The sequence below is a fragment of the Amycolatopsis cynarae genome, assembly GCF_026802195.1.
Lineage (GTDB): Bacteria > Actinomycetota > Actinomycetes > Mycobacteriales > Pseudonocardiaceae > Amycolatopsis_E > Amycolatopsis_E rhizosphaerae.
In genome coordinates, this window is the sequence record NZ_CP113836.1 from 6,637,466 (window position 1) to 6,657,718 (window position 20,253).

Sequence of the window (20,253 nt, forward strand, 5' to 3'; positions counted from 1 at the left end):
ATGGCCGGAACGGTCGAAGTCACCGTAACGTCTCCCGCCGCCTCACGTCTTTCCCCCACATCGCCAGTGCTGAGCATGCTCGTTGCGAAGCACGCGCACGGTCGGTGGAAGGTTGCCCCCGTGACCGGTCCGGGTTACACCCCTTCGGGTGACGTCAGCGGTGGGCGAGGGTCGCGGGCAGCCGGAAGGTGCCGTCCGGCCCAGGTGGGAAGGGATGCACGGCGATCACGGCTTCGGGCCGGATCGGCCCGTAGACGTGCGGGAACCAGACGCCCGCGGGATGCGGCGGGCTGCCCGCTTCCCAGCGCACCGGGACACCGAGACGGGCCGGGTCGATCTCCACCAGCACCAGGTCGGTGCGGCCGGCGAACAGGGCGTTCGCGGGCAGGTGCGCGGTACCCGGGTCCGAGCAGTGGATGAAGCCCTCGCTGTCCAGGGAGGGAGCACGGTACTCGCCGCCGGTCCAGTCCCCGGCGGCGCAGATGTGGAGGATCACCGCAGGGTCAGCTGGCGCCCGATCAGACCGTCACGAGCGCGACGTTCGCTCGCGTTCAGCGGCTCGCTCTCCAGCGACGCCAGCGCCTCGTCGAGGCGTGCCCCGAGCTGCTTCGCCGGCTCGTCCCATTCGCGCGCGTGGGCCTCGGGGTCGAGGTCCCACACCGGCACGAGCAGTCCGTGCGCGCGGAACGAACCCGCGTACCGCGAGCCCTCCCCGAGGCCCAGTTCCCCGGCCGCGGACAGCCGCGCAAGCGCTTGCAGCAGCTGGTTCTCCGGCTCGGGCCGCACCCAGCGCAGATGCGCCTTCTCCCCGGCGAGCACCCAGTAGGAACCGGTGCCGAGGCGCTCGGTCGGCATGATCGCCTCGTTGGCGCGATCCAGCGAGAGCTTCACCTCGCCGCTCGGCTCGGTGTCCTCCGGCAGCCACCATTCGAAGTTCGTGTGCAGCGTGACCTCGAGTTCGGCGTCCGCGACCAGCAGATCCTGCAGGCGCTCGCCCTCCGCCGCCGGGGAGGTCGTGTCGGGAACGGAAAGCACGTCACCCGGCTCGGCCGACAGCGCCCAGCGGATCGAACGGCCGAGGTCGCGGCTGATGTCGGAAGACCTCGTCTGCACCTGCAGACCGACGAACACCTCACCATCGGCGCGCACGAACGCGGCCGCGGCCATCGGCAGCACGGTGCCCAGGGTGATGGTCCGGTCGCCGGCGTCGGCCAGGGGCAGTTTCGCGGTCGCCGACGGGACGAACTCGCGCAGCGCGATCAGTTCCGTCTCGGCGGCGAGCCCTTCGAACGGCTGCGCGACGAACACCTCGCGCACCTTCGGCGCCTTGCTCTTCTTCCGCGCGGCCTTGCCCATGTCGGCTCCTCCTCCAGTGTTGCGCCCGGCCGGAGACGCTACCGAATACCCGTGACCGGGCCGGTTCGCCCCTACCGCCACCCCTCATCCGTTATTAGGATCATCCGATGTTTGATCCCGCGGATCCCGCCTTCCTGAGCAACCCGTATCCCGAGTACGCCCGACTGCGGGCCGAGGGAGAGGTCCACCAGCACGACGGCCTCGGTCTGAAGATCGCCGTCTCCCACGCGGCGGCGTCCGCGGTACTGCGGCACCGCGGACTCGGCCGGATCTGGGCCGACGCGCGGCCCGCCGAGCAGTTCGTCTCGTTCAACCTCCTGCATCGCAACTCCCTGCTGGAGAACGAGCCTCCCGCGCACACCCGGCTGCGGCGGTCGATCTCGTCCGCGTTCGGGCGCGGGCACGTCGAACGGCTCCGGCCCACCGTGACCGCCCTGGCCGAACGCCTGGTGGACGACCTCGCGGCCGGGATCGACGCCGACGGCAGTGCCGACGTGCTCGAACACCTGGCCCAGCCGCTGCCGGTCGCGGTGATCGCGGAACTGCTGGACATCCCCGAACGGGAGCGGACGCTGCTGGTGCCGTGGTCGAACGCGATCGTCAAGATGTACGAGCCGAACCTGCCCGAGGAGGGGCGCCAGGCCGCCGAGAAGGCGGCCGGTGAGTTCGCCGGCTACCTGCGCGAGGTCGCCGAAGCGCGGCGCGAAAAGCCCGGTGACGACCTGCTCAGCGACCTGGTGCGGGCGGACCTGACCGGCGACGAGGTCGTGGCGACCGGTGTGCTGCTGCTGATGGCCGGGCACGAGGCGACGGTGAACGTGATCGGCAACGGTGTCCGGGCCCTGCTGGGCCACCCGGACCAGTGGCGGCGGCTCGTGGACGACCCGTCGCTGACGGAATCGGCGGTGGAGGAGCTGATCCGGTTCGACGCGCCGCTGCAGCTGTTCGAACGCACCGCCACCGAGGACGTGGAAATCGCCGGGGTCCGCGTGGCGCGGGGAGAGAAGATCGCCGCCCTGCTCGGCGCCGCGGCCCACGACCCGGCCGTTTTCGACACACCGGAAAACCTCGACCTCGGCCGCTCCCCCAACCCGCACATCGGCTTCGGCGCGGGAATCCACTACTGCGTTGGCGCCCCGCTGGCCCGCATCGAGATCGCCGCCGCGCTGCGCGCGCTGACCGCCCGTCTGCCGGGGCTGCGGCTCGCGGCCGAGCCGCAGCGGCGCCCCGAGTTCGTCATCCGGGGCCTGCGCACACTGCCCGTTTCAGCGTGATGCACCGGCCGGCCGGGCGGGACGCCCGGCCGGTGGCGGGGCACCCGCGACCGCGACCACCCGCCGCACCGACAACCGGTGCGGCGGGATCGGCGCCAGCAGGCCGGTCATCCGCGACACCACGAACGCGGTCACCCCGGCCAGCGCGGCGGCGGACAGGTCGCCCAGCCCGTTGAGGAAGACGGCGTCGGCCTGGGCCTGCAGACCGCCCCAAAACCGCCAGATCACCACCAGAATCAGGCACAGCTCGTTCAGCACCCAGGCCGCCCACCAGACCAGCACCGGCCGCGACGGCCGGGGCCGTTCGTCCGGCGCGCGGCGCAGCACCATGTGTTCCAGCTCGGCGAGGATCGAACCGGCCATCACCAGGTTCAGGCCCGGCACGAGGGCGCCGAGCAGCACCTCACGCGTCGAGCGGGGCTGTTCCTGCCCGGCCCCGTCGGCCGCGGCCTGCCGCGCGACCAGCAGCCACCACAGCGTGAAACCGATCGACATCGCACCGAAGACGACCGCCAGCAGGGACGTGGCGATCACCAGCGCGTCGGAGGCACCCACGACCCCGCTGCCCAGTGCCGCGTCCCGGCTGATCACCAGCAGTGCGTACCGCCAGAACTCGCCCACCGCACCGGCCGCGGCCAATCCCACCAGGCACCACAGCATGGTCACGGTGTAGCGGCCCAGCGCCCCGATCCGCTCGATGGGCGGCGGGTAGCCGGCGGGCAGCCCGGGCACCAGGGTCGGCTCGCGCCAGGTCAGGTTGGGGAAACCCCAGCGCGGCATCAGCGGGTAGCTGGGCGGGCCGCTGTAGTGCTCGGCCTGCCGGACCCGGCGCGGTGGGATCGCCCCGGGCGGCGGTGACGCGATCCAGCGCACGCGGGGGCGGAAGTGGTACCGATCCGGTTGCATGTGGCCTAGAGGACTTCCGGCGGCACCTCGCCGCGTTCGCCTACCACCGGGCGCCCCTCGGTGAGCCAGGACTTCATGCCACCGGCGACGTTCACCGCGTCCCAGCCGTTCGCCAGGAGCCAGGCGGTGGCGCGGGCGGAGCGCCCTCCGGTGCGGCAGACCACGTGGATCGGCCGGTCGTCGGGCAGTTTCGCGAGATCCTCGAGATGGGCGGGCAGTTCGCCGAGCGGGATGTGCACCGCCTCGGGCGCGTGGCCTGCGACCCACTCGTCGTGCTCGCGCACGTCGAGCAGCGTGAGACCGCCGGCCGGCAGATCGGCGACCGACACGGTGGGGATGTCCTCGGGAATCACGCCGCCATGGTCGCACGGCACACCGTTCCCTGCACGTAAGAAAAGCGAAGGCCACCGTCCCGCCGGGACGGTGGCCTTCGCCACGAACGGTGCGTCAGTGGGCGCTCGCCTTTTCGGCGTGCGCACCGGTGAGGGCACGAACCTCCATCTCCGCGTACTTGGCCTCGTTGTGCTCCTTCGACAGCATCGTGCCGAGCCAGCCGAGAAAGAACGAAACCGGGATCGAGACCAGGCCCGGGTTCTCCAGCGGGAACCAGTGGAAGTCCACACCCTTGATCATCGGCTTCGCCCCGCCCGAGACCGCGGGCGAGAACACGATCAGCACGATCGTGACGATCAGGCCGCCGTAGATGCTGAACAGCGCGCCCCGGGTGTTGAACCGCTTCCAGAACAGCGAGTACAGCAGGGTCGGCAGGTTCGCCGACGCGGCGACCGCGAAGGCCAGCGCCACCAGGAAGGCGACGTTCTGGTCCTTGGCGAGGATGCCGCCGACGATGGCCACCGCCCCGATCACCAGCGCGGTGATGCGAGCGACCCTGACCTCCGCGGAGCGGCTGTCCACCTTGCCCTTCTTGATCACGTTGGCGTACACGTCGTGCGCGAACGAAGCCGACGCCGTGATGGTGAGCCCGGCGACCACCGCCAGGATCGTCGCGAAAGCGACGGCGGCGATGAAGCCGAGCAGCACCGGACCGCCGAGGTGCAGCGCCAGCAGCGGGGCGGCCGCGTTCGAACTGCCGGGCGCCTTGCTGATCGCCGCCGGGCCGACCAGCGCCCCGGCGCCGTAGCCGAGCACCAGCGTGAACAGGTAGAACACGCCGATCAGCACGATCGCCCACACCACGGACTTACGGGCTTCCCGGGCGCTCGGCACCGTGTAGAAGCGCATCAGCACGTGCGGCAGGCCCGCGGTGCCCAGCACCAGCGCGATGCCCAGCGACAGGAAGTCCAGCTTGGTGGTGCCGTTCTTGCCGTACGCCTTGCCCGGGTCGAGCAGGGCGGCGCCGTTCTTACCGCCGTTGTCCACCGCGTGCTGCATCAGTGAAGACAGGTTGAACCCGTACTTGCCGAGCACCCACAGCGTCATCGCGAGCGCGCCCGCGATCAGCAGGGCGGCCTTGATGATCTGCACCCAGGTGGTGCCCTTCATGCCGCCGATCAGCACGTAGAGGATCATCACCACGCCGACGCCCGCGATCACCGCGGCCTGCCCCCCGCCACCCTGGATGCCGAGGAGCAGGTTGACCAGGCCACCGGCCCCGGCCATCTGTGCGAGCAGGTAGAAGAAGGACACGGCCAGCGTCGAGACGGCGGCCGCCGCGCGCACCGGGCGCTGCCGCATCCGGAACGCCAGCACGTCGCCCATGGTGAACTTGCCGGTGTTGCGCAGCAGTTCGGCGACCAGCAGGAGCGCGACCAGCCACGCCACCAGGAAGCCGATCGAGTAGAGGAAACCGTCGTAGCCGTTGACCGCGATGCTGCCCGCGATGCCCAGGAAGGACGCCGCCGACAGGTAGTCACCGGAGATGGCGATGCCGTTCTGCGGACCGGTGAACGCGCGGCCCGCGGCGTAGTAGTCGGAAGCCGTCTTGGTGTTGCGGCTGGCCCGGAACACGATCAGCAGCGTGATCGCCACGAAGATCGCGAAAATGGTGATGTTGAGCGCCGGGTTGCTGCCCTCGACGCCCGAGGCGAGGATCCTCACGCGGCCGCTCCCTCGTTCCGTCCCTCGATTTCCTCACGGATCTTGTCCGCGATCGGGTCCAGCTTCCGGTTCGCGTACCGCACGTACAACCCGGTGATGGCGAACGTGGAGACGAACTGCAGCAGCCCGATGACGAGGCCGACGTTGATGTTGCCGACGAGCTTGGTGGACATGAAGTCGTGCGCGTAGTCGGCGAGCAGCACGTACAGCAGGTACCACGCGAGGAAGAGGACCGTCATCGGGAAGACGAAGGTCCGCAGCCGGTGGCGCAGTTGCGCGAATTCGGCGCTGTGCTGCACCGTCTTCCAGTCGGTACCCGGGGTCGCGCCTTCGACCCCCTGGTCGGTGGTGCTCACGGGAGAACCTCGCTGTCCATGATCGATTACCTCTCCGTCGATGGCTGCGGTAGATCTTGCCCTTAAGAAGCCTTTCTGTTGCTAGTCCATTCGAGTGAATGAGACTACTTTCCGTAGCCCATTACGCCCGCAATGTCCCGATGCTCGATAACTCGAAGTAACGAATTCCCCAAAGACGACTACGAATGGTCAAAGGCGGGGAAGGCCTATCTGCGGTGCCGGCCCTTGCCCCCGCGCGCGCGGCCGTCCACCACGCCGAAGCGCGCCACCGTGCGCTCCCGCATCAACCCGAGCGGATCCGGCGCGTGCAGCCGCAGCATCACGCCGTTCACGTCGGCGGGCCTGCCCGCCGGGGTCGCCAGGCTGACCAGAAAGGTGATCACGAACGCGAGCGGCACCGTCACCAGTGCCGGCTGTTCGAGCAGCCACGGGGCATCGCTGCCCGAGTAGCCGTCGACGGTGCGCCACACCAGCGCGGCCACCACCAGCCCGCCACCGAAGAGCATCCCCGCCATCGCGCCCGGCCAGGTCAGGCGACGCCACCAGATGCCGAGGAGCAGCGTCGGGGCGAAGGTCGACGCGGCGAGTGCGAACGCGATCCCCACCGACTGCGTCAGGTCCATCGGGCGCAGCACCACGGCCAGCACCGCGGGGATCAGCGCGACCAGCGAGATCGACCAGCGGTTTTCCCGCAGCCGCCCCTTGAACACGTCCGTCGACACGACACCGGCGACGCTGACCACCAGCCCCGACGCCGCGGACAGGAAGGCGGCGAAGGCGCCCGCCATCAGCACCGCGGTCAGCACGTCGCCCGCGAGGCCGGGAAGGATCGCGTGCGGCAGGTGCAGCACGGCCGCATCCGTCTGCCCGGTCACGAGCAGTTCCGGCACGTACAGGCGGGACATCGCCCCCAGCAGGGTGGGGAACAGGTAGAACACGCCGAGCAGCAACAACACGTGTACCGCGGTGCGCCGGGCGGCCTTGCCGTCGGGATTGGTGTAGAAGCGGACCAGCACGTGCGGCAGCCCCATCGTGCCCAGCGCGGTCGCGAGCAGCAGGGAATACGTTTTCAGCAGGTCCCCGGCCCCACCGGACGCGGGGGCCAGCCAGTCGTCTTCGGCCGCGACCGCGTCGGACACCACCGGAACCGGCGTGCCCGCCGCGAATCGCAGCTGCGTTCCCCTCGCCACGTCCTCGGTGGCGCCCTTCGGCCACACCACGAGCGTCTCGGTGCCGGAACCCGGTTCCTTCAGCCACACGGGAGTCACCGAACCGACCCGCAGGCGCACCTCGACGTCGATGCGCACGGTGGTTTCCGCGGTGAACACCGGCGAGGCCGGCTTGCCGAACTCCCCGGCGGGGCCCGCGCGGTGGTCCGCCACGAACACCGCGCACAGCACGAAGGCGGGCACGGCGATGGCGAACAGCTTCAGCCAGTACTGGAAGGCCTGCACCACGGTGATCGCGCGCATGCCGCCGGCCAGTACGTTGCCCGCGACCAGCACGGTCACCGCGATCGCCCCGACCCAGGCCGGGGTGCCGGGCAGCACCGCGTTCAGCGCGAGCCCCGCCCCCTGCAGCTGGGGAACCAGGTACAGCACACCGATGATCACCACGAACAACGTGGCGCAGCGGCGCAAGGCCAGCGAACCGAGGCGCGCCTCCAGGAAGTCCGGCAGCGTGTAAGCGCCGGAACGGCGCAGCGGTGCGGCCACGAACAGCATCAGCGCCAGATAACCGCCGGTGAAGCCGATCGGGTACCACAGGCCGTTCGCGCCCTCCTTGAGCACGACCCCCGCCACGCCGAGGAACGACGCGGCCGACAGGTACTCACCGGAGATCGCGGCGGCGTTGCGGCGCGAACGCACGGTGCGGCGCGCCACCAGGAAATCGTCGGTCGTGTTGGCAAACCGCGACGAGCGATGACCCAGGTAGTAGGTCAGCGCGGCGACGACCAGGATGCCGGTCAGCGCCCACGGATTGCTTCGCACCCGGAGATTGTCGCAGGGCCGTAAAGCCCCCCACGGCGAATCCCTAATTCTCGATCATGTCAACGAACTCGCGCTCGTGCCGCTCCGCGGCGCGGTTGTACGAGAGGCCCGCCAGCAACAGGAGCGGGAACGGCAACACCGCCAGCAGCAGCCAGGCCAGCGGCAGGCCGATCACCTCGACCCTGGCGAAGTCGGGCGACAGGTAGAAGGCGAGCGGCAGCCCGCCGAGCACCACCACCACGACCGCGGCGAGCGCCACCGCCGAGCGCAACTGGCGTCTGACCAGGTCCGTGATCAGCACGGTGCCCCAGCTGTTCTGCTCCTCCAGTTCCACCAGGGCACGCAGCGTCGGCGTGGACTTCGAACGCGGGTCGGCGAGCACCACCCGCTGGCGCTTCGGAGGCTTCGACGGCGGTTCCGGTGGCGCGTCCACGGGCTCCGCCGCGGGCGGTACGCGTTCGACCTTCGCCGGACCGGGCGCGGGCGGAACCCGCTCGATCTTCGCCGGCTCGTACGGGGCCTGCCCCGGAGCGCGCGCGGGCTCGGGCCCGCGGATCCCGTCCGCGCTCCGGTACACGTCCTCGTTCATCGCCCGGTCAGCCGGTCCTTGAGCTCACGGGTGTGCCGCCGCGACACCGGGAGCAGCTTCTCCTCGTTGCCGATCACCACCTGGTAGCCGCCCTGGCCCATGCGCAGTTCGGTGATCAGGTGCAGCGCGACCAGGAAGGACCGGTGGATACGCACGAAACCCGCCTTCTCCCAGCGCTCTTCCAGCTGGGTGAGCGGGATCCGGACGAGATGGCTGTTGCCGTCGCTGGTGAACAGCCGGGCGTAGTCGCCCTGCGCCTCCACCCACCGCACCGTCGAGCGCGGCACCAGCTTGGTGGTGCCCGCCAGCTCGACGGGGATCACCTCGTCGTCGTCGGCCTTGGCGGGGGCGGCCGCCCGGACGCCACCCGCCGACGGTGTCGTGCGCAACTTCTCCAGCACGCGCTCGACCGCCCGGTCGAGCCGGTTCTGGTTGCACGGTTTGAGCAGGTAGTCGACCGCGCCCAGGTCGAAGGCGTTGACGGCCTCGTCCGCGTGGCCGGTGACGAACACCAGCACCGGACACGGGTTCAGCGCGGAGAACACCCGCGCCATCTCCATGCCCGACAGCCCGGGCATCTGGAGGTCGGCGAAGACCGCGTCGATGACCGGCAGCCCGCGCTCCTTGCGCTCCCGCAGTTCGGCGTCGTCGGAAGCGAGCAGGCGCAGCGCTTCGGACGCGTCGACCGCGGTGAAGACCCGGCCGATGTGGGGGTTGTTCTGCAGGCTCCCGGCCAGTAGGTCGAGCCCGTGCGGCTCGTCGTCCACGGCGAGGACGACGAGCCGGCGGTTGTCATTGTGCGCACTCACAGTGGTTCGCATCCTGCCCAGTGGCCGCCGCGTTGTCCATACCGCTCCTGGGCGACCACTCTGCGCAATCCTCTGCTCCCTTCGCGCGAACCCGGCGGATCAGAGCCCGAAGCGTGCCCAGGCCGCCTTCTGCGAGACGGCGTCGATGAGCGCGCTCGCCGCGGCGGGCGCGCCGATGCCCAGCCGGGCCAGCAGCGGCTTCTTCGGCTCGGCCACGGTGATCTCGGCCTCGGGGAAGCGCTCGGCGATCACCTCGCGGAGATTGCCGAGGCCGTCCACCAAGCCGAGTTCGAGTGCCTTGGCGCCCAGCCACACGTCGCCGGTGAACAGCTCCTCGGTGCCGGCCAGCCGGTCACCCCGCCGCTGCTTGACCCAGTCCACGAACAACTCGTGCAACTGGGTGTGCATCTTCTTGAGCCACTCGACGTCTTCGGGCTTCTCCGGGCTGAACGGGTCCAGTCGCGACTTGTTCTCGCCCGCGGTGTGCAGGCGCCGCTCGACACCGAACCGTTCGAGCAGGCCGGTGAAGCCGAAACCCCCGCTGATCACCCCGATGGACCCGACCACCGAGGTCCGGTGGGCGTAGATCTCGTCGGCCGCGCACGCCAGCCAGTAACCCCCGGACGCCGTCACGTCCTCGCAGAACGCGAGCACCGGGACACCCGGTTTCTTCGCGGCGAGCTGCCTGATCCGCTCGGCCACCAGGCCCGACTGGGTGGGCGCACCGCCCGGCGAGTTGATCAGCAGGGCCACCGCCTTGAGCCGATCATGCCCGAAGGCCCTGGTCAGCGCCGATTCGACGGAGGCGACGTTGATCGTGCCACGGGACAGCGGGGACGGGGTCGGCGTGATCACGCCGTGCAGTTTGACCACCGCTACGACGTCCTTGCGATCGCCCCGGTCGCCGATGCGGGGGAGTTTGCTGGTCAATCTGTCCGTCACGCTGGTCATGGCCGCCAGATTACGGACTGCGCCGCGCGTGTGCAGGTGAGGAATCCCTGACTTCCTGCGGTGGCACCGCGGCCGAGTAGTCCGGTAGTTCCGTGCGGACCCCGGGGGCGAATTTCGGCACCCGGAGGGTCACCTTCATCCCCGCGCCCGGAGCGGTCTCCACCATCAGCGCGTACTCGTCGCCGAAGAGCTGGCGCATGCGCGCGTTGATGTTCCCGAGGCCGACGTGCGCACCGGTGCGGTGGGAATTGCGGAGGTCGGCCAGCCGGGCCGGGTCCATCCCGATGCCGTCGTCCTCGACGCTGATCAGCGCCTCGGTGCCGTGGTCCTGCGCGGTCACGGTGACCATGCCGCCGCTCGGCTTGTTCGCCAGCCCGTGCTGGACGGCGTTCTCCACCAGCGGCTGGATGATCAGGAACGGCACCACGACCGACAGCACCTCGGGCGCGATCTTCAGCCGCACCTCCAGCCGTCCGCCGAACCGGGCCCGTTCGATGGTCAGGTACCGGTCGATGTTGCGCAGTTCGTCGGCCAGGGAGGTGAACATGCCCGACGTGCGGAACGAGTAGCGGGTGAAGTCCGCGAACTCCTGGAGCAGATCGCGGGCCTCCTCCGGATCGGTCCTGATCAGCGAGGAGATCGTGTTGAGCGCGTTGTAGATGAAATGCGGCGAAATCTGCGCGCGCAGGGCCTTGATCTCGGCCTGCTGCAGCTGCAGCTTCGACTCGTCGAGCCGGGCCAGCTCGAACTGGGTGCAGACGAACTGGGCCACCGCGCCCGCCATCTGGATCAGGCGCTTGCCGTGCGAGCGCCCGACCACGATGAGCACGGCCTCGATCTCGCCGTCGACGAGGAGCGGCACGATCACCGCGGTCTTCATCTTGCAGGTGCTGCGGTGGTCGCAGGGCAGGTCGTCGTGGGAGACCACCTCGCGGCGATGCTTGCGGACGGCCAGGCTGATGGCCGCGGTGAGGTCCACGTAGTGGTCGTTGGCCTCACCGTCCCACGAGGCCAGCGCGCCATCGGGGTCGGTAATGCCCACGGCGACGCATTTGAGCAGTTCGAGCAGTTGCGAGGTGATGCGGTCGGCGGACTCCTGGTCGAATCCCTTGCGGAGGTCCGGGGTCGCCTTCGACATGTGGTAGACCGCTTCGAGCACCGCATCGTCGATGAAACTGCTCGGCTTGCGTGAGCGGGCCAGCACGACGATGAGCGCGATCAACAGCAGGCCCGCGACACTCCACGGAATGATCTGCGCGATCGGCAAGTCGGACACGGCGTCCATGCTCTGCGCTCGATCGGCCGGGTGCAAGGTTTCGAGCCCACTTTCTGTGTAGATATCGCCACCCTCCGACACGGAGAGCCCTACCGAAAGCGAGGGGTTCGCCGCATTGTCGTGGGTACTGTCGCAATTAGACTCTAAATGGGTGAAACCGAGCAAGCGCCGCCGTTACCGAATGTGGGCGGCGAGGAGCCGGCACTACTTGAGCAGGCGGGACAGCCTGCGGTCGGCAAGCGGTTTCCCGCCGGTCTGGCAGGTCGGGCAGTACTGGAAAGCCTTGTCGGCGAAGGAGATCTCCCGCACCGTGTCCCCGCACACGGGACAGGGCAGGCCGGCGCGGCCGTGGACGCGCAGCCCCGAGCGTTTCTCGCCCTTCAGCCGGGCGGCGTCCTGCCCGACGGACCGTTCGACGGCACCGGTGAGCACCTCGCGGATCGCCGCGGCCAACCGGTCCAGCGCCTCGTCGGAGAGCCTGCCGGGCGTGGCGTACGGGGACAGCTTCGCGGTGTGCAGGATCTCGTCGGAATAGGCGTTGCCGATACCGGCGATCAGGGACTGGTCGGTGAGGGCGGTCTTGAGCCGCTCGGTCCGGCCGGCGAGCAGTTCGCCGAGCCGCGTGCGGTCCAGTTCGAGCGCGTCGGGACCGAGCCGGGCGATACCCGGCACCTCCCGCGGGTCGGCCACGATCCAGACCGCAAGGCCCTTCTTCGTGCCCGCCTCGGTGAGGTCGAACCCCGCTTCGCCGGACAGGTGCACGCGTAGCGCGAGCGGCCCTCGCCCCGGCCTGGGCGGTTTGACCGGCAGGGAGTCGGACCAGCGCAACCAGCCCGCCCTGGCCAGGTGAACCACGAGGTGGAGGCCATCGCAGTCGAGGTCGAGGTGCTTGCCGTGGCGCCGGGCACCGGTGACCGGGCGGCCGTGCAGCTCCGTCCACTGTGGAGTCACCGTCTTGAGCACGCTCAGCGAGACCACGTCGATGCGCGTCACGGTACGGCCCACCGCGTTCTCGCGGAGGTGGTGGGCCAGCGCCTCGACCTCGGGGAGTTCCGGCATGCGCTATTCCATCGGATGCAGCGGACCGTCGAAATCGGGCAGGGATTCGCGCTGGATCGTCTTGGCCACCTTGGCCACCTCGCCCCGCACCCGGAACATGCCGGACACGATACCCACCCAGCGCTCCGGCGGGTGCTCCCCGAGCACGTCGCCCTCGGTCTCCGCGACCACCGTCCACGGACGGTTCAGCACCCAGCGCAGCGGGAAGAACAGGGCGATCAGCAGCAGGCCCCAGATCACCCAGGCCGGTACGACCACGCCCTCCGGCAGCCAGGCCACCAGGATGACCGCCAGCAGCAGCGTGACCGACAGCATCGCGATGCCCGGGGTGGGACTGCCCGCGACGTCGTGTTCGAAGTCCTCCACGGTGGCCGGACGCCGCCACTCCATCTGCGAGCGGACCACCCATTCCCGGCCGTCCTCGCCCCGCACCAGCCGGTTCATCTTTCGTAGCCTCCCGCGCACGCTCGGTCGTTCGTGAGCGTGGTCAACGGTAGCGCGACCGGGGCGGGCGGCGCGAGATCCAGATCGGGGACCGGCCACCCGAACGGGGCACCGCCGTCCCGGATCCCGGTTCCGGCCCTACTTCCGGCCGTACCCCGGCCGGTCATGTCCGTCGTGCCGGTCGTGGTCGCGGCCGTGGTCCTGGGGCGGGCCGGACCACCAGTCCAGCGCCCCGTTGTCCGGCGTGTGGCGCCAGGCATTGCCGTCCGGATCGGGCCCGAGGTCGTCCCGCGGCCGGTCCGGCCTGCCGCTCGGCGGGGTCGGGCTCGGATCGCTCAGGGTGGTGGTGGGCTTCCCGCTCGACTTCGTCGGCGTGCCCGGTGTGCTCGTGTCGTCCCGCTGGCCGACGCTGGTCGTGGCGGTTGCCTGGGAAGACGACGAACCTGAGCTCGAGATGCCGGCCGTGGAACTCGACACGTTCCGGCTGCCGAAGGAGCCGGAGCGGGAGGCGGCGGTGCCGGACTCGTTCCCCCGCGCGCTGCCCTGCCGGTTCTGCTGCTCGGCCTTGGTGCCTGCCCGGCCGGGCAGGCGCAGCGTGGTCTGGTCGGACGCGACCGGCGACAGCGGCGGCAGGTCGGGCGGCGAAGACTGCGGAAACGCGATCTGCAGTTCGATCCCGCCCTGCGGCAGGTCCATCGCCTGGGTGTGCGAGCCGATCATGGCGGGCACGGCGATGCCGAAGGCACCGGCCGCGGCCGTCGACGCCACCGCGATCCCGATCTTGAGCTTCGACAGCAGGAGGCTCTTGAGCGTGGTCAGCGCCCCCGAAGACGACACAGTCGAAGCCGCGCCCGCCGCGGTGGCCGTCGCGGGCACCAGCAGCGCCAGTACCCCGGCGTGCGCCCGCAGCGAGGAGCAGACGTCCCGCAGTTCGGCGTGCATCGAGCGGCAGGAGGCGCAGCCCATCAGGTGATTGCGGATCCGGCTCGCCTCGGAGCCGGTGACGCTGCCCGCGGTGTAACCGCCGAGCTTCTCCACGACCCCACGGCAGCCGACGTCGGAAGTGCGGTTCATCGCCAGATGCGCCTGCAGATACGCGGCCCGCAGCCCCTGCCGGGCGCGGCGGGCCAGCGCCGCGGTCGCGTTGGCGCTGAGACCGAAGTGGGGCGCGACCACGGCGGGCTGCTCGCCCTCGACCTCGGTCTGCCACAGCACGGAGCGCCAGCGCTCGGGCAGGCTGGTGAAGGCGGTCGCGATCAGGGTGTGTTCGGCGGTGCGCGCGTGCGCGTCCGTCCCCGCACCCACGCGGACCGTGAGTTCGTCGTCGGTCACCGGCACGTCGCGGCGCGCGCCGTGCCACTCCCACGACACCCGCCTGGCGACGGTCAGCAGGTACGCGCGGACGTGGTCCTTGGGGCCCGCACCGCGGCGCAGGGCCTGCAGAACCCGGAAGAAGGTTTCGGCGGTGATGTCCTCCGCCTCGGAACTGTCGCTCGCTATCCCGCGGGCCAACCGGCGCACGGCACCCGCGTGCAGTTCGAAAAGCTCACTGAACGCCTTGTCCTCCCCCGACCGCAAACGGCGCAGAAGGGCCTGCTCATCAGCTGACACCGTCCGTTGCGCCGGCACCGTCGCTTCTTCCGTCATCCGGCCAGGCACCTCCTCCCCCGGGAGCGGGGACTAACCCGTTCGGTTGAATGGACACACCATACGGAGCGAAGCGTCGGCCGTCACCCCTTGTACTCCGTGAGTGACAGACTTACCTCCGACCGGGTGGGTGCGAGGCGCCCGGATGGCAGGGTATAGAGTATGTGTCGTCGCACCGGCCAGGGCCGGGCGCGCGGACGTAGCGCAGCTGGTAGCGCATCACCTTGCCAAGGTGAGGGTCGCGGGTTCGAATCCCGTCGTCCGCTCCGGCGAAAACATCCCCCGCGGTCTCCCGCGGGGGATGTTTCGTGTTCGGGCATTTTTCGGGGTCAGCCGTCGCGGCGGATCATGCGGCCGGCACCGGCCGCGACGGTGGTGGCGAGAATCCAGCCCATCGCGATGAAACCGTCGCTGACCCACTTGTCCCAGCCGTGCATGTACCAGCGGCCCTTGTTGCCGAAGTCCACGATGGGGACCAGCAGGTCGGCCGTGTACCAGATGGGGTTCCACTCCATGCCGCTGTCCTGCGAGTTGACCACGCACCGGGCACCGATCTTCAGCAGGGCGTTCGCCCCCGCCTGCGTGTCCTCCAGGCAGGAGTCGTGGCCCAGCCAGAAGTACAGGCTGCCCGTGACCAGCAGCCCGATCAGCCAGCCGAGCGCCCGCACCGGCCGGTAGCCGTAGCCGACCATCCAGCGCTGCAGCCGGCTCCAAACCCGGATCCCCATCGCGCGGAACAGGCCATAGCCGGCGGCCAGTGCCTCGTAGCGGTACTGCTGCTTGCGAAACAGGACCGTGTCCGCGTGCTCCTCGTTGCCGCTGGTGCGCAGCATCGCCGCGAGCTGATCGTACGGCCCCGGCCGGTACCCGGGCATCGCCCCGCGCAGCTGGCTGATCCGCTTGTCCACGGCGCGGTCGTTCTTCATGCCGATCGGGTGCCGCAGCGCGTCGTACCGGAAGCCCTCCAGGTCGATTCCGCGCTCGGTTTCCCAGAACGCGTCGTTGTCCTCCAGCGAACGGCAGTGCGCGTGCCGCAACAGAATGCGGCCCTGGGGCGGGACGCTCGGATTGAGCACGAGTTCGTCCGCTTTGAGGTCGCTGGCGTTGAGCGCGATGTCGTGTCCCGCGCCGGAGCCCAGCACCGCCCCGGACAGGTCGATGCGGCGTGCCGCGCTCGCCCCGTCCATGTTCACCCCGCCTTCGGCACGGAAATTCCGGTCGTTGGAGGAGGTGAGGCTGATGTTGCGACCGGCCTTGACCGTCCGCAGGTCGACCGAGAAGCTCGTCTGCGGCCGCTTCATGGGCTGGACGACCTCGGTGCCGAACAACTCGACACTGCCGCCCACGTCGGTGCCCTGCAACCGCAGCGTGCCCTCGATGCTGCAGTTGGTCAGGTGGAGGTTGCCCGCCACCTTCATGCGGCGGGCGGACAGCACGTCCCGTTCGGCGTGCTGCAGATGCGCCCGGGCAGCGAGCAGGTTCCCGCCGATGCTCACGTCGGCCATCCGCACCTGCCCGGAGGGCACCCGCAGACCGGTGGCCTCGAAGTCCCCGCTGATCTCGCTGCCGTCGAGGTGCAGTGCGCGGTCGTAGTACGGCTCGATCGGGCCCCGCGGCACCGTGATGCGGGCGCGGGCCAGGCGCAGCGTGCCACCGATCCTGGCGTTGAGCATCCTGAGCGTGCCTACGGCGGCGAGCCCGTCGGACAACTCGACGTTGCCGTCCACCCGCAACCGGTCGGCGACGAGGGCGGGCCACGGATCGACGTACGGGTCACTGGAGTCCCACGCGTTCACCGCGATCGGGCCGCGCTGCGGGCTGGTGAGCTCCGCGCCGCGGAAGACGATGTCCCCGTTCACTCTCGCACTGGGCAGGTGAAGCACTCCGCGTGCGTTGAACGGCTGGCGCTTGTCGCCGAAATTGTCCACATCGCACAGCAGGCTGCCGCCCACGTACAAGCCGTTGCCGTCGAGCGCGAATCCCTTGGGGTTGCGCAGAACGGCGCCCGAGAGGTTGACGTTACCGCCGGTCCACATGCCCGGAACGCGAACCTCGCCGTCGGCCCTGAGCCGGTAGGCCAGGAAGGCACCGCTGATCTTCAGCCGGTCGGCCTGGACCGCCCTGCCGTGCACCGAGGCGATCACGGTCCTGGTGAGCACCACGGAACCCTCGATCACCGCGTCGGTCAGGTTCAGCGCCGCGTCGGCGACACCCCGCTCGCGCGAATCCCCGCGCTGCACGGCGGTTTCCCCGTCGTCGGTACCACCGGGCATCGGCTGCACGACGCTGCGGATCAACCGGACGTCATTGCGGCTTCGCAGGTTCCGTGCCTTGAGTCCCGGTAACCAGCACCGGCGGAACACCAGTCCCAGCAGTTTCGCCTCTCGCACATCCGGGGGGAATTCGAAACGACAGTTCTCGAACCGGAACAGGAAGTCGAGGTCGGCACCGCGCAGATCGAGCTTTCCGGTGATATACGCGTTCTCGACGGGGACGATCGGGGCGTTCGTGCTCTGACGGCGCCAGCGCCGGAGGCCGCCGGAACCGGGCTCCAGCAGCGGTCTGACCAGGTCCGCGGCGGGCAGGTGATAGCGGACGTCGGGGATTCCGGCGAATGGGTCGAGCGGGCCGAGCTCACGTTCGGCGGGTCCGGCCTGGCCGTTTGCCATCGCGCTTGTCCTCCTCGAATCCTCGCCGACTCCGATTTCACCGGCTACCGCCATTGTGGATCATCGCGGACCGTCTTGCGATCATCATCGCCGCACTCCGCACCGGTGGGACGGGTAGCCCGGATGTGCCGTTCCGCTGAACGCGCGATTGATCGCGGTTATCGTCGAAATATGGCGGCCCTCACCGAACTGCGGTCGGTCACGGATACGGTGACCTACGGTGAGCTGGCCGCGTTGCGCCGCCGTCTGTGGGCCGACGAGGAGGACGCCTACCGCTGGTTCGGGCAATACCTGCCCGGCCCGGAGCGGCGGCACGAGATCGAAACGACGTTCGAAGCAAAGGTGCGGGCCGCCGTCGAACGCGAGGGAGCGTTGCGGGAATGGTGCCGGAAACTGCGTGAGGAAATCGCCCCCGCCCTCCCGCTCCAGCGCCTGCTGACCCGGCATCCGGAGCTGGACTATCCGGTTATTTCACCGAATGTGACCGCCTGGCGGGTGCTGTCCCGGTTCGGCGGGGTCTTCGAGGTGGCGCACGGCTGGGCCGCCGTCCCCGACCTCGCCTCCGCGGTCGCGGCCACCAAGGAAGCCGTCGCCGAACTCAACTCCGCGCTCAAGGCCGCTTCACCGGCGGAGGTGCTGGCGCGTCACGGTTTCCGGCTCACCGACGAGGAACTGGTCGCGTGGCTGTGGCACTGCGGGTTCCGCGCCTCGCCGCGCGAACTGCACCAGCCCCGCCGCGGCCTGCACCGGGCGTTCGAACGCGTGCCGGCGGGCACCCGCACCACCCGGGGCCCGACCGCCACCGACTCGGTGGCCGAATTGCTGACCGAGACCGGGAATCCGCTCCACCTCGACGAGATCCGCCGCAGACTTCCCCGGCGCTACAGCCGCGGTCCCCTGTACAACCGGCTCAACGCGGACGAGCGGTTCGTCCGCGTCGCCCCCAGCACCTTCGCACTGGCGAGCTGGAACCTGCCCTCCTACGCCGGGGCGGCCGGTTCCAGCGCGGACGCCGCCGCCCAGCTGATCGAGACCGAGGGGCGACCACTGCACCTCGACGAGATCCGGGCCCGGCTCGGCAGGCCAATCACCCGTGAAGGCCTTCGCAACGCGCTCAACGCGAGCGAGCGGCTGGTGCGGGTCGCGCCCTCGACCTACGGCCTCAGGCGTTCGGAGTGAGCACCCGCGACAGGAACGCACGGGTGCGCTCGTGTCGCGGCTCGGAGATGACCTGTTCGGGCGGCCCCTGCTCGACGACGACCCCGCCGTCCATGAACACGACGGTGTCGGCGACCTCCCTCGCGAACTGCATCTCGTGCGTCACCACGATCATGGTCATCCCGTCCTGGGCGAGCTGGCGCATCACGCCGAGCACGTCGCCGACGAGTTCCGGGTCGAGCGCGGAGGTCGGCTCGTCGAACAGCATCAGCTTCGGGCGCATCGCCAGCGCCCTGGCGATGGCCACCCGCTGCTGCTGCCCACCGGACAACTGGGCCGGGTAGGCGGCTTCCTTGTCCGCCAGGCCGACCCGGTCGAGCAGTGCCCTGGCCCGCTCCCGTGCACTCGCCCTGCTCTCCCGGCGCACCTGGACCGGCGCCTCCATCACGTTTTCCAGCGCGGTCATGTGCGGGAACAGGTTGAAGCGCTGGAACACCATGCCGATGTCCTTGCGCTGCTCGGCGATCTCGCGTTCGCGCAGCTCGTAGAGCCGGTCGCCCCGCTGCCGGTAGCCGACCAGGTGCCCGTCCACGTAGAGCCGCCCGGCGTCGATCTTCTCCAGGTGGTTGACGCAGCGCAGCAGCGTCGACTTGCCCGAACCCGACGGCCCGATCAGGCAGGCCACCTCCCGCTCGTGCACCTCGAGATCGATGCCCTTGAGCACCTCGAGCCTGCCGAACCGCTTGTGGACGCCCTGGGCCTGCACCACGGGTGTCATCGTGCGAGCCCTCCCGTCGTGTCGGCGCCCCGGAACCCGAACATCCGGCTCGCCCAGTTCCCGCGCTGGGGCACCGCGCGGCTGGTGCCGCGGGCGAACCGCTTTTCGATCTGCCTCTGGATCACCGTCAGCACCGAGGTCATGAACAGGTACCACAACGCGGCCACGATGAGCAGCGGTGCGATCTTGTAGTTCTGCGCGTAGATCTGCTGCACCGAGGTCATCAACTCGAAGTAGCCGATGACCACCACCAGCGAGGTGGTCTTGAGCATCGCGATGGTCTCGTTGCCGGTCGGCGGGATGATCACCCGCATCGCCTGCGGCAGGATGATCCGGCGCAGCGTCTTCGCCCTGGACATGCCCAGCGCGCTGGACGCCTCGATCTGGCCCTCGTCCACGGACTGGATCCCGCCCCGCACGATTTCCGCCATGTAGGCGGCCTCGTTGAGCCCCAGACCGAGCAGCGCCGCGATGAACTGCGTGATGAGCTGGTTGGTGTTCGCGCTGACGAACTCGGGCCCGAACGGGATGCCGAGCCCGAGCCGGGGGTAGAAGAGCGCGAAGTAGTACCAGATCACCAGCTGCGTGATCAGCGGTGTGCCCCGGAACAGCCAGATGTAGAGCCCGGCCGCGCCCGAGGTGAGCGGGTTCGGCGACAGCCGCATCACCGCCAGCACCACGCCCCCGACCACGCCGATGAGCATCGAGACGACGGTGAGGATCAGGGTGTTCTGCAGCCCGCGCAGCACGCGGTCGTTGAACAGGTAGTCACCGACCACGTCCCACTGCATGTTGGCGTTGGTGACCACGCTGCGGCCCACGATCACGGCCAGCAGCAGGATGACCGCCCCGGCGACCCAGCGCCCGTAGTGCCGCACCGGCACCGCGCGGATCTCCTCCGGGGCGGCCTTCTCGCTTGTCTCCGTCATCGC

General features: G+C 69.9%; 19 protein-coding genes and 1 tRNA gene. 3 read left to right on the forward strand and 17 right to left on the reverse strand.

Annotated elements, in window-relative coordinates; genetic code table 11:
• Positions 1-154 precede the first annotated feature (154 nt).
• Both ORV05_RS32085 and ORV05_RS32090 read right to left on the reverse strand, forming a co-directional pair.
• Complete coding sequence (locus ORV05_RS32085; protein ID WP_268755632.1) at positions 155-496, reverse strand: DUF952 domain-containing protein; 342 nt, start codon at positions 494-496, stop codon at positions 155-157.
• Positions 493-1,356, reverse strand: coding sequence for a DUF5926 family protein (locus ORV05_RS32090; RefSeq protein ID WP_268755633.1), 864 nt, complete (start codon positions 1,354-1,356; stop codon positions 493-495). Before ORV05_RS32090 ends, ORV05_RS32085 begins: the two co-directional genes overlap by 4 nt.
• Before the next feature lie 107 nt (positions 1,357-1,463).
• Here ORV05_RS32090 and ORV05_RS32095 point away from each other — a divergent pair, with 107 nt between their 5' ends.
• Positions 1,464-2,630, forward strand: coding sequence for a cytochrome P450 (locus ORV05_RS32095; RefSeq protein WP_268755634.1), 1,167 nt, complete (start codon positions 1,464-1,466; stop codon positions 2,628-2,630).
• Here the strand turns inward: ORV05_RS32095 and ORV05_RS32100 are convergent.
• The 12 genes from ORV05_RS32100 to ORV05_RS32155 form a co-directional block, all read right to left on the reverse strand.
• Entirely contained in the window at positions 2,622-3,536 is a 915-nt protein-coding gene (locus ORV05_RS32100; RefSeq protein WP_268755635.1) for a DUF4328 domain-containing protein, read from the reverse strand. The genes ORV05_RS32095 and ORV05_RS32100 overlap by 9 nt on opposite strands.
• A gap of 5 nt (positions 3,537-3,541) precedes the next feature.
• Entirely contained in the window at positions 3,542-3,889 is a 348-nt protein-coding gene (locus ORV05_RS32105; RefSeq protein ID WP_268755636.1) for a rhodanese-like domain-containing protein, read from the reverse strand.
• 94 nt (positions 3,890-3,983) lie between these two features.
• Complete coding sequence (locus tag ORV05_RS32110; RefSeq protein WP_268755637.1) at positions 3,984-5,594, reverse strand: solute symporter family protein; 1,611 nt, start codon at positions 5,592-5,594, stop codon at positions 3,984-3,986.
• Positions 5,591-5,950 carry a DUF485 domain-containing protein gene (locus ORV05_RS32115; RefSeq protein WP_268755638.1) on the reverse strand — a complete coding sequence of 120 codons (360 nt, stop codon included), beginning with the start codon at positions 5,948-5,950 and terminating at the stop codon, positions 5,591-5,593. Before ORV05_RS32115 ends, ORV05_RS32110 begins: the two co-directional genes overlap by 4 nt.
• Positions 5,951-6,156: 206 nt before the next feature.
• Positions 6,157-7,941: a sodium/solute symporter gene (locus ORV05_RS32120; RefSeq protein WP_268755639.1), complete on the reverse strand. Its 1,785-nt coding sequence runs from the start codon at positions 7,939-7,941 to the stop codon at positions 6,157-6,159.
• 43 nt (positions 7,942-7,984) lie between these two features.
• Positions 7,985-8,530, reverse strand: coding sequence for a hypothetical protein (locus tag ORV05_RS32125; protein ID WP_268755640.1), 546 nt, complete (start codon positions 8,528-8,530; stop codon positions 7,985-7,987).
• Positions 8,527-9,351 (reverse strand): LytR/AlgR family response regulator transcription factor, encoded by an 825-nt coding sequence (locus ORV05_RS32130; protein WP_268755641.1) that lies wholly within the window; start codon positions 9,349-9,351, stop codon positions 8,527-8,529. Before ORV05_RS32130 ends, ORV05_RS32125 begins: the two co-directional genes overlap by 4 nt.
• An 87-nt stretch (positions 9,352-9,438) precedes the next feature.
• On the reverse strand, positions 9,439-10,290 hold the full coding sequence (locus tag ORV05_RS32135; RefSeq protein WP_268755642.1) for a S49 family peptidase: 852 nt from the start codon (positions 10,288-10,290) through the stop codon (positions 9,439-9,441).
• 10 nt (positions 10,291-10,300) lie between these two features.
• Entirely contained in the window at positions 10,301-11,575 is a 1,275-nt protein-coding gene (locus ORV05_RS32140; RefSeq protein ID WP_268755643.1) for a sensor histidine kinase, read from the reverse strand.
• A gap of 195 nt (positions 11,576-11,770) precedes the next feature.
• On the reverse strand, positions 11,771-12,625 hold the full coding sequence (locus ORV05_RS32145; RefSeq protein WP_268755644.1) for an Fpg/Nei family DNA glycosylase: 855 nt from the start codon (positions 12,623-12,625) through the stop codon (positions 11,771-11,773).
• A gap of 3 nt (positions 12,626-12,628) precedes the next feature.
• The gene (locus ORV05_RS32150; RefSeq protein ID WP_268755645.1) at positions 12,629-13,069 is read right to left on the reverse strand and encodes a DUF983 domain-containing protein; all 441 of its coding nucleotides are present in this window, start codon (positions 13,067-13,069) and stop codon (positions 12,629-12,631) included.
• A gap of 138 nt (positions 13,070-13,207) precedes the next feature.
• Complete coding sequence (locus tag ORV05_RS32155; RefSeq protein WP_268755646.1) at positions 13,208-14,716, reverse strand: sigma-70 family RNA polymerase sigma factor; 1,509 nt, start codon at positions 14,714-14,716, stop codon at positions 13,208-13,210.
• A gap of 193 nt (positions 14,717-14,909) precedes the next feature.
• Here ORV05_RS32155 and ORV05_RS32160 point away from each other — a divergent pair.
• Positions 14,910-14,982, forward strand: a tRNA-Gly gene (locus ORV05_RS32160).
• 63 nt (positions 14,983-15,045) lie between these two features.
• On the opposite strand, the gene ORV05_RS32165 is transcribed toward ORV05_RS32160, so the two are convergent.
• Positions 15,046-17,385: an oxidoreductase gene (locus ORV05_RS32165; protein WP_268755647.1), complete on the reverse strand. Its 2,340-nt coding sequence runs from the start codon at positions 17,383-17,385 to the stop codon at positions 15,046-15,048.
• A gap of 171 nt (positions 17,386-17,556) precedes the next feature.
• On the opposite strand from ORV05_RS32165, the gene ORV05_RS32170 reads away from it, so the two are divergent.
• Entirely contained in the window at positions 17,557-18,564 is a 1,008-nt protein-coding gene (locus ORV05_RS32170; protein WP_268755648.1) for a hypothetical protein, read from the forward strand.
• On the opposite strand, the gene ORV05_RS32175 is transcribed toward ORV05_RS32170, so the two are convergent.
• Positions 18,548-19,321, reverse strand: a complete 774-nt coding sequence (locus ORV05_RS32175; protein ID WP_268755649.1) for an amino acid ABC transporter ATP-binding protein — start codon at positions 19,319-19,321, stop codon at positions 18,548-18,550. The genes ORV05_RS32170 and ORV05_RS32175 overlap by 17 nt on opposite strands.
• The gene (locus ORV05_RS32180) at positions 19,318-20,250 is read right to left on the reverse strand and encodes an amino acid ABC transporter permease (RefSeq protein ID WP_268755650.1); all 933 of its coding nucleotides are present in this window, start codon (positions 20,248-20,250) and stop codon (positions 19,318-19,320) included. The genes ORV05_RS32175 and ORV05_RS32180 overlap by 4 nt, the downstream gene beginning before the upstream one ends.
• Between the last annotated feature and the right edge of the window lie 3 nt (positions 20,251-20,253).

Coding starts and splice junctions, on each gene's coding strand:
- ORV05_RS32090 (WP_268755633.1), bottom strand. CDS start 1,356: ATGGGCAAGGCCGCGCGGAAGAAGAGCAAGGCGCCGAAGGTGCGCGAG.
- ORV05_RS32095 (WP_268755634.1), top strand. CDS start 1,464: ATGTTTGATCCCGCGGATCCCGCCTTCCTGAGCAACCCGTATCCCGAG.
- ORV05_RS32100 (WP_268755635.1), bottom strand. CDS start 3,536: ATGCAACCGGATCGGTACCACTTCCGCCCCCGCGTGCGCTGGATCGCG.
- ORV05_RS32125 (WP_268755640.1), bottom strand. CDS start 8,530: ATGAACGAGGACGTGTACCGGAGCGCGGACGGGATCCGCGGGCCCGAG.
- ORV05_RS32130 (WP_268755641.1), bottom strand. CDS start 9,351: ATGCGAACCACTGTGAGTGCGCACAATGACAACCGCCGGCTCGTCGTC.
- ORV05_RS32135 (WP_268755642.1), bottom strand. CDS start 10,290: ATGACCAGCGTGACGGACAGATTGACCAGCAAACTCCCCCGCATCGGC.
- ORV05_RS32140 (WP_268755643.1), bottom strand. CDS start 11,575: ATGGACGCCGTGTCCGACTTGCCGATCGCGCAGATCATTCCGTGGAGT.
- ORV05_RS32145 (WP_268755644.1), bottom strand. CDS start 12,625: ATGCCGGAACTCCCCGAGGTCGAGGCGCTGGCCCACCACCTCCGCGAG.
- ORV05_RS32150 (WP_268755645.1), bottom strand. CDS start 13,069: ATGAACCGGCTGGTGCGGGGCGAGGACGGCCGGGAATGGGTGGTCCGC.
- ORV05_RS32155 (WP_268755646.1), bottom strand. CDS start 14,716: ATGACGGAAGAAGCGACGGTGCCGGCGCAACGGACGGTGTCAGCTGAT.
- ORV05_RS32165 (WP_268755647.1), bottom strand. CDS start 17,385: ATGGCAAACGGCCAGGCCGGACCCGCCGAACGTGAGCTCGGCCCGCTC.
- ORV05_RS32170 (WP_268755648.1), top strand. CDS start 17,557: ATGGCGGCCCTCACCGAACTGCGGTCGGTCACGGATACGGTGACCTAC.
- ORV05_RS32175 (WP_268755649.1), bottom strand. CDS start 19,321: ATGACACCCGTGGTGCAGGCCCAGGGCGTCCACAAGCGGTTCGGCAGG.
- ORV05_RS32180 (WP_268755650.1), bottom strand. CDS start 20,250: ATGACGGAGACAAGCGAGAAGGCCGCCCCGGAGGAGATCCGCGCGGTG.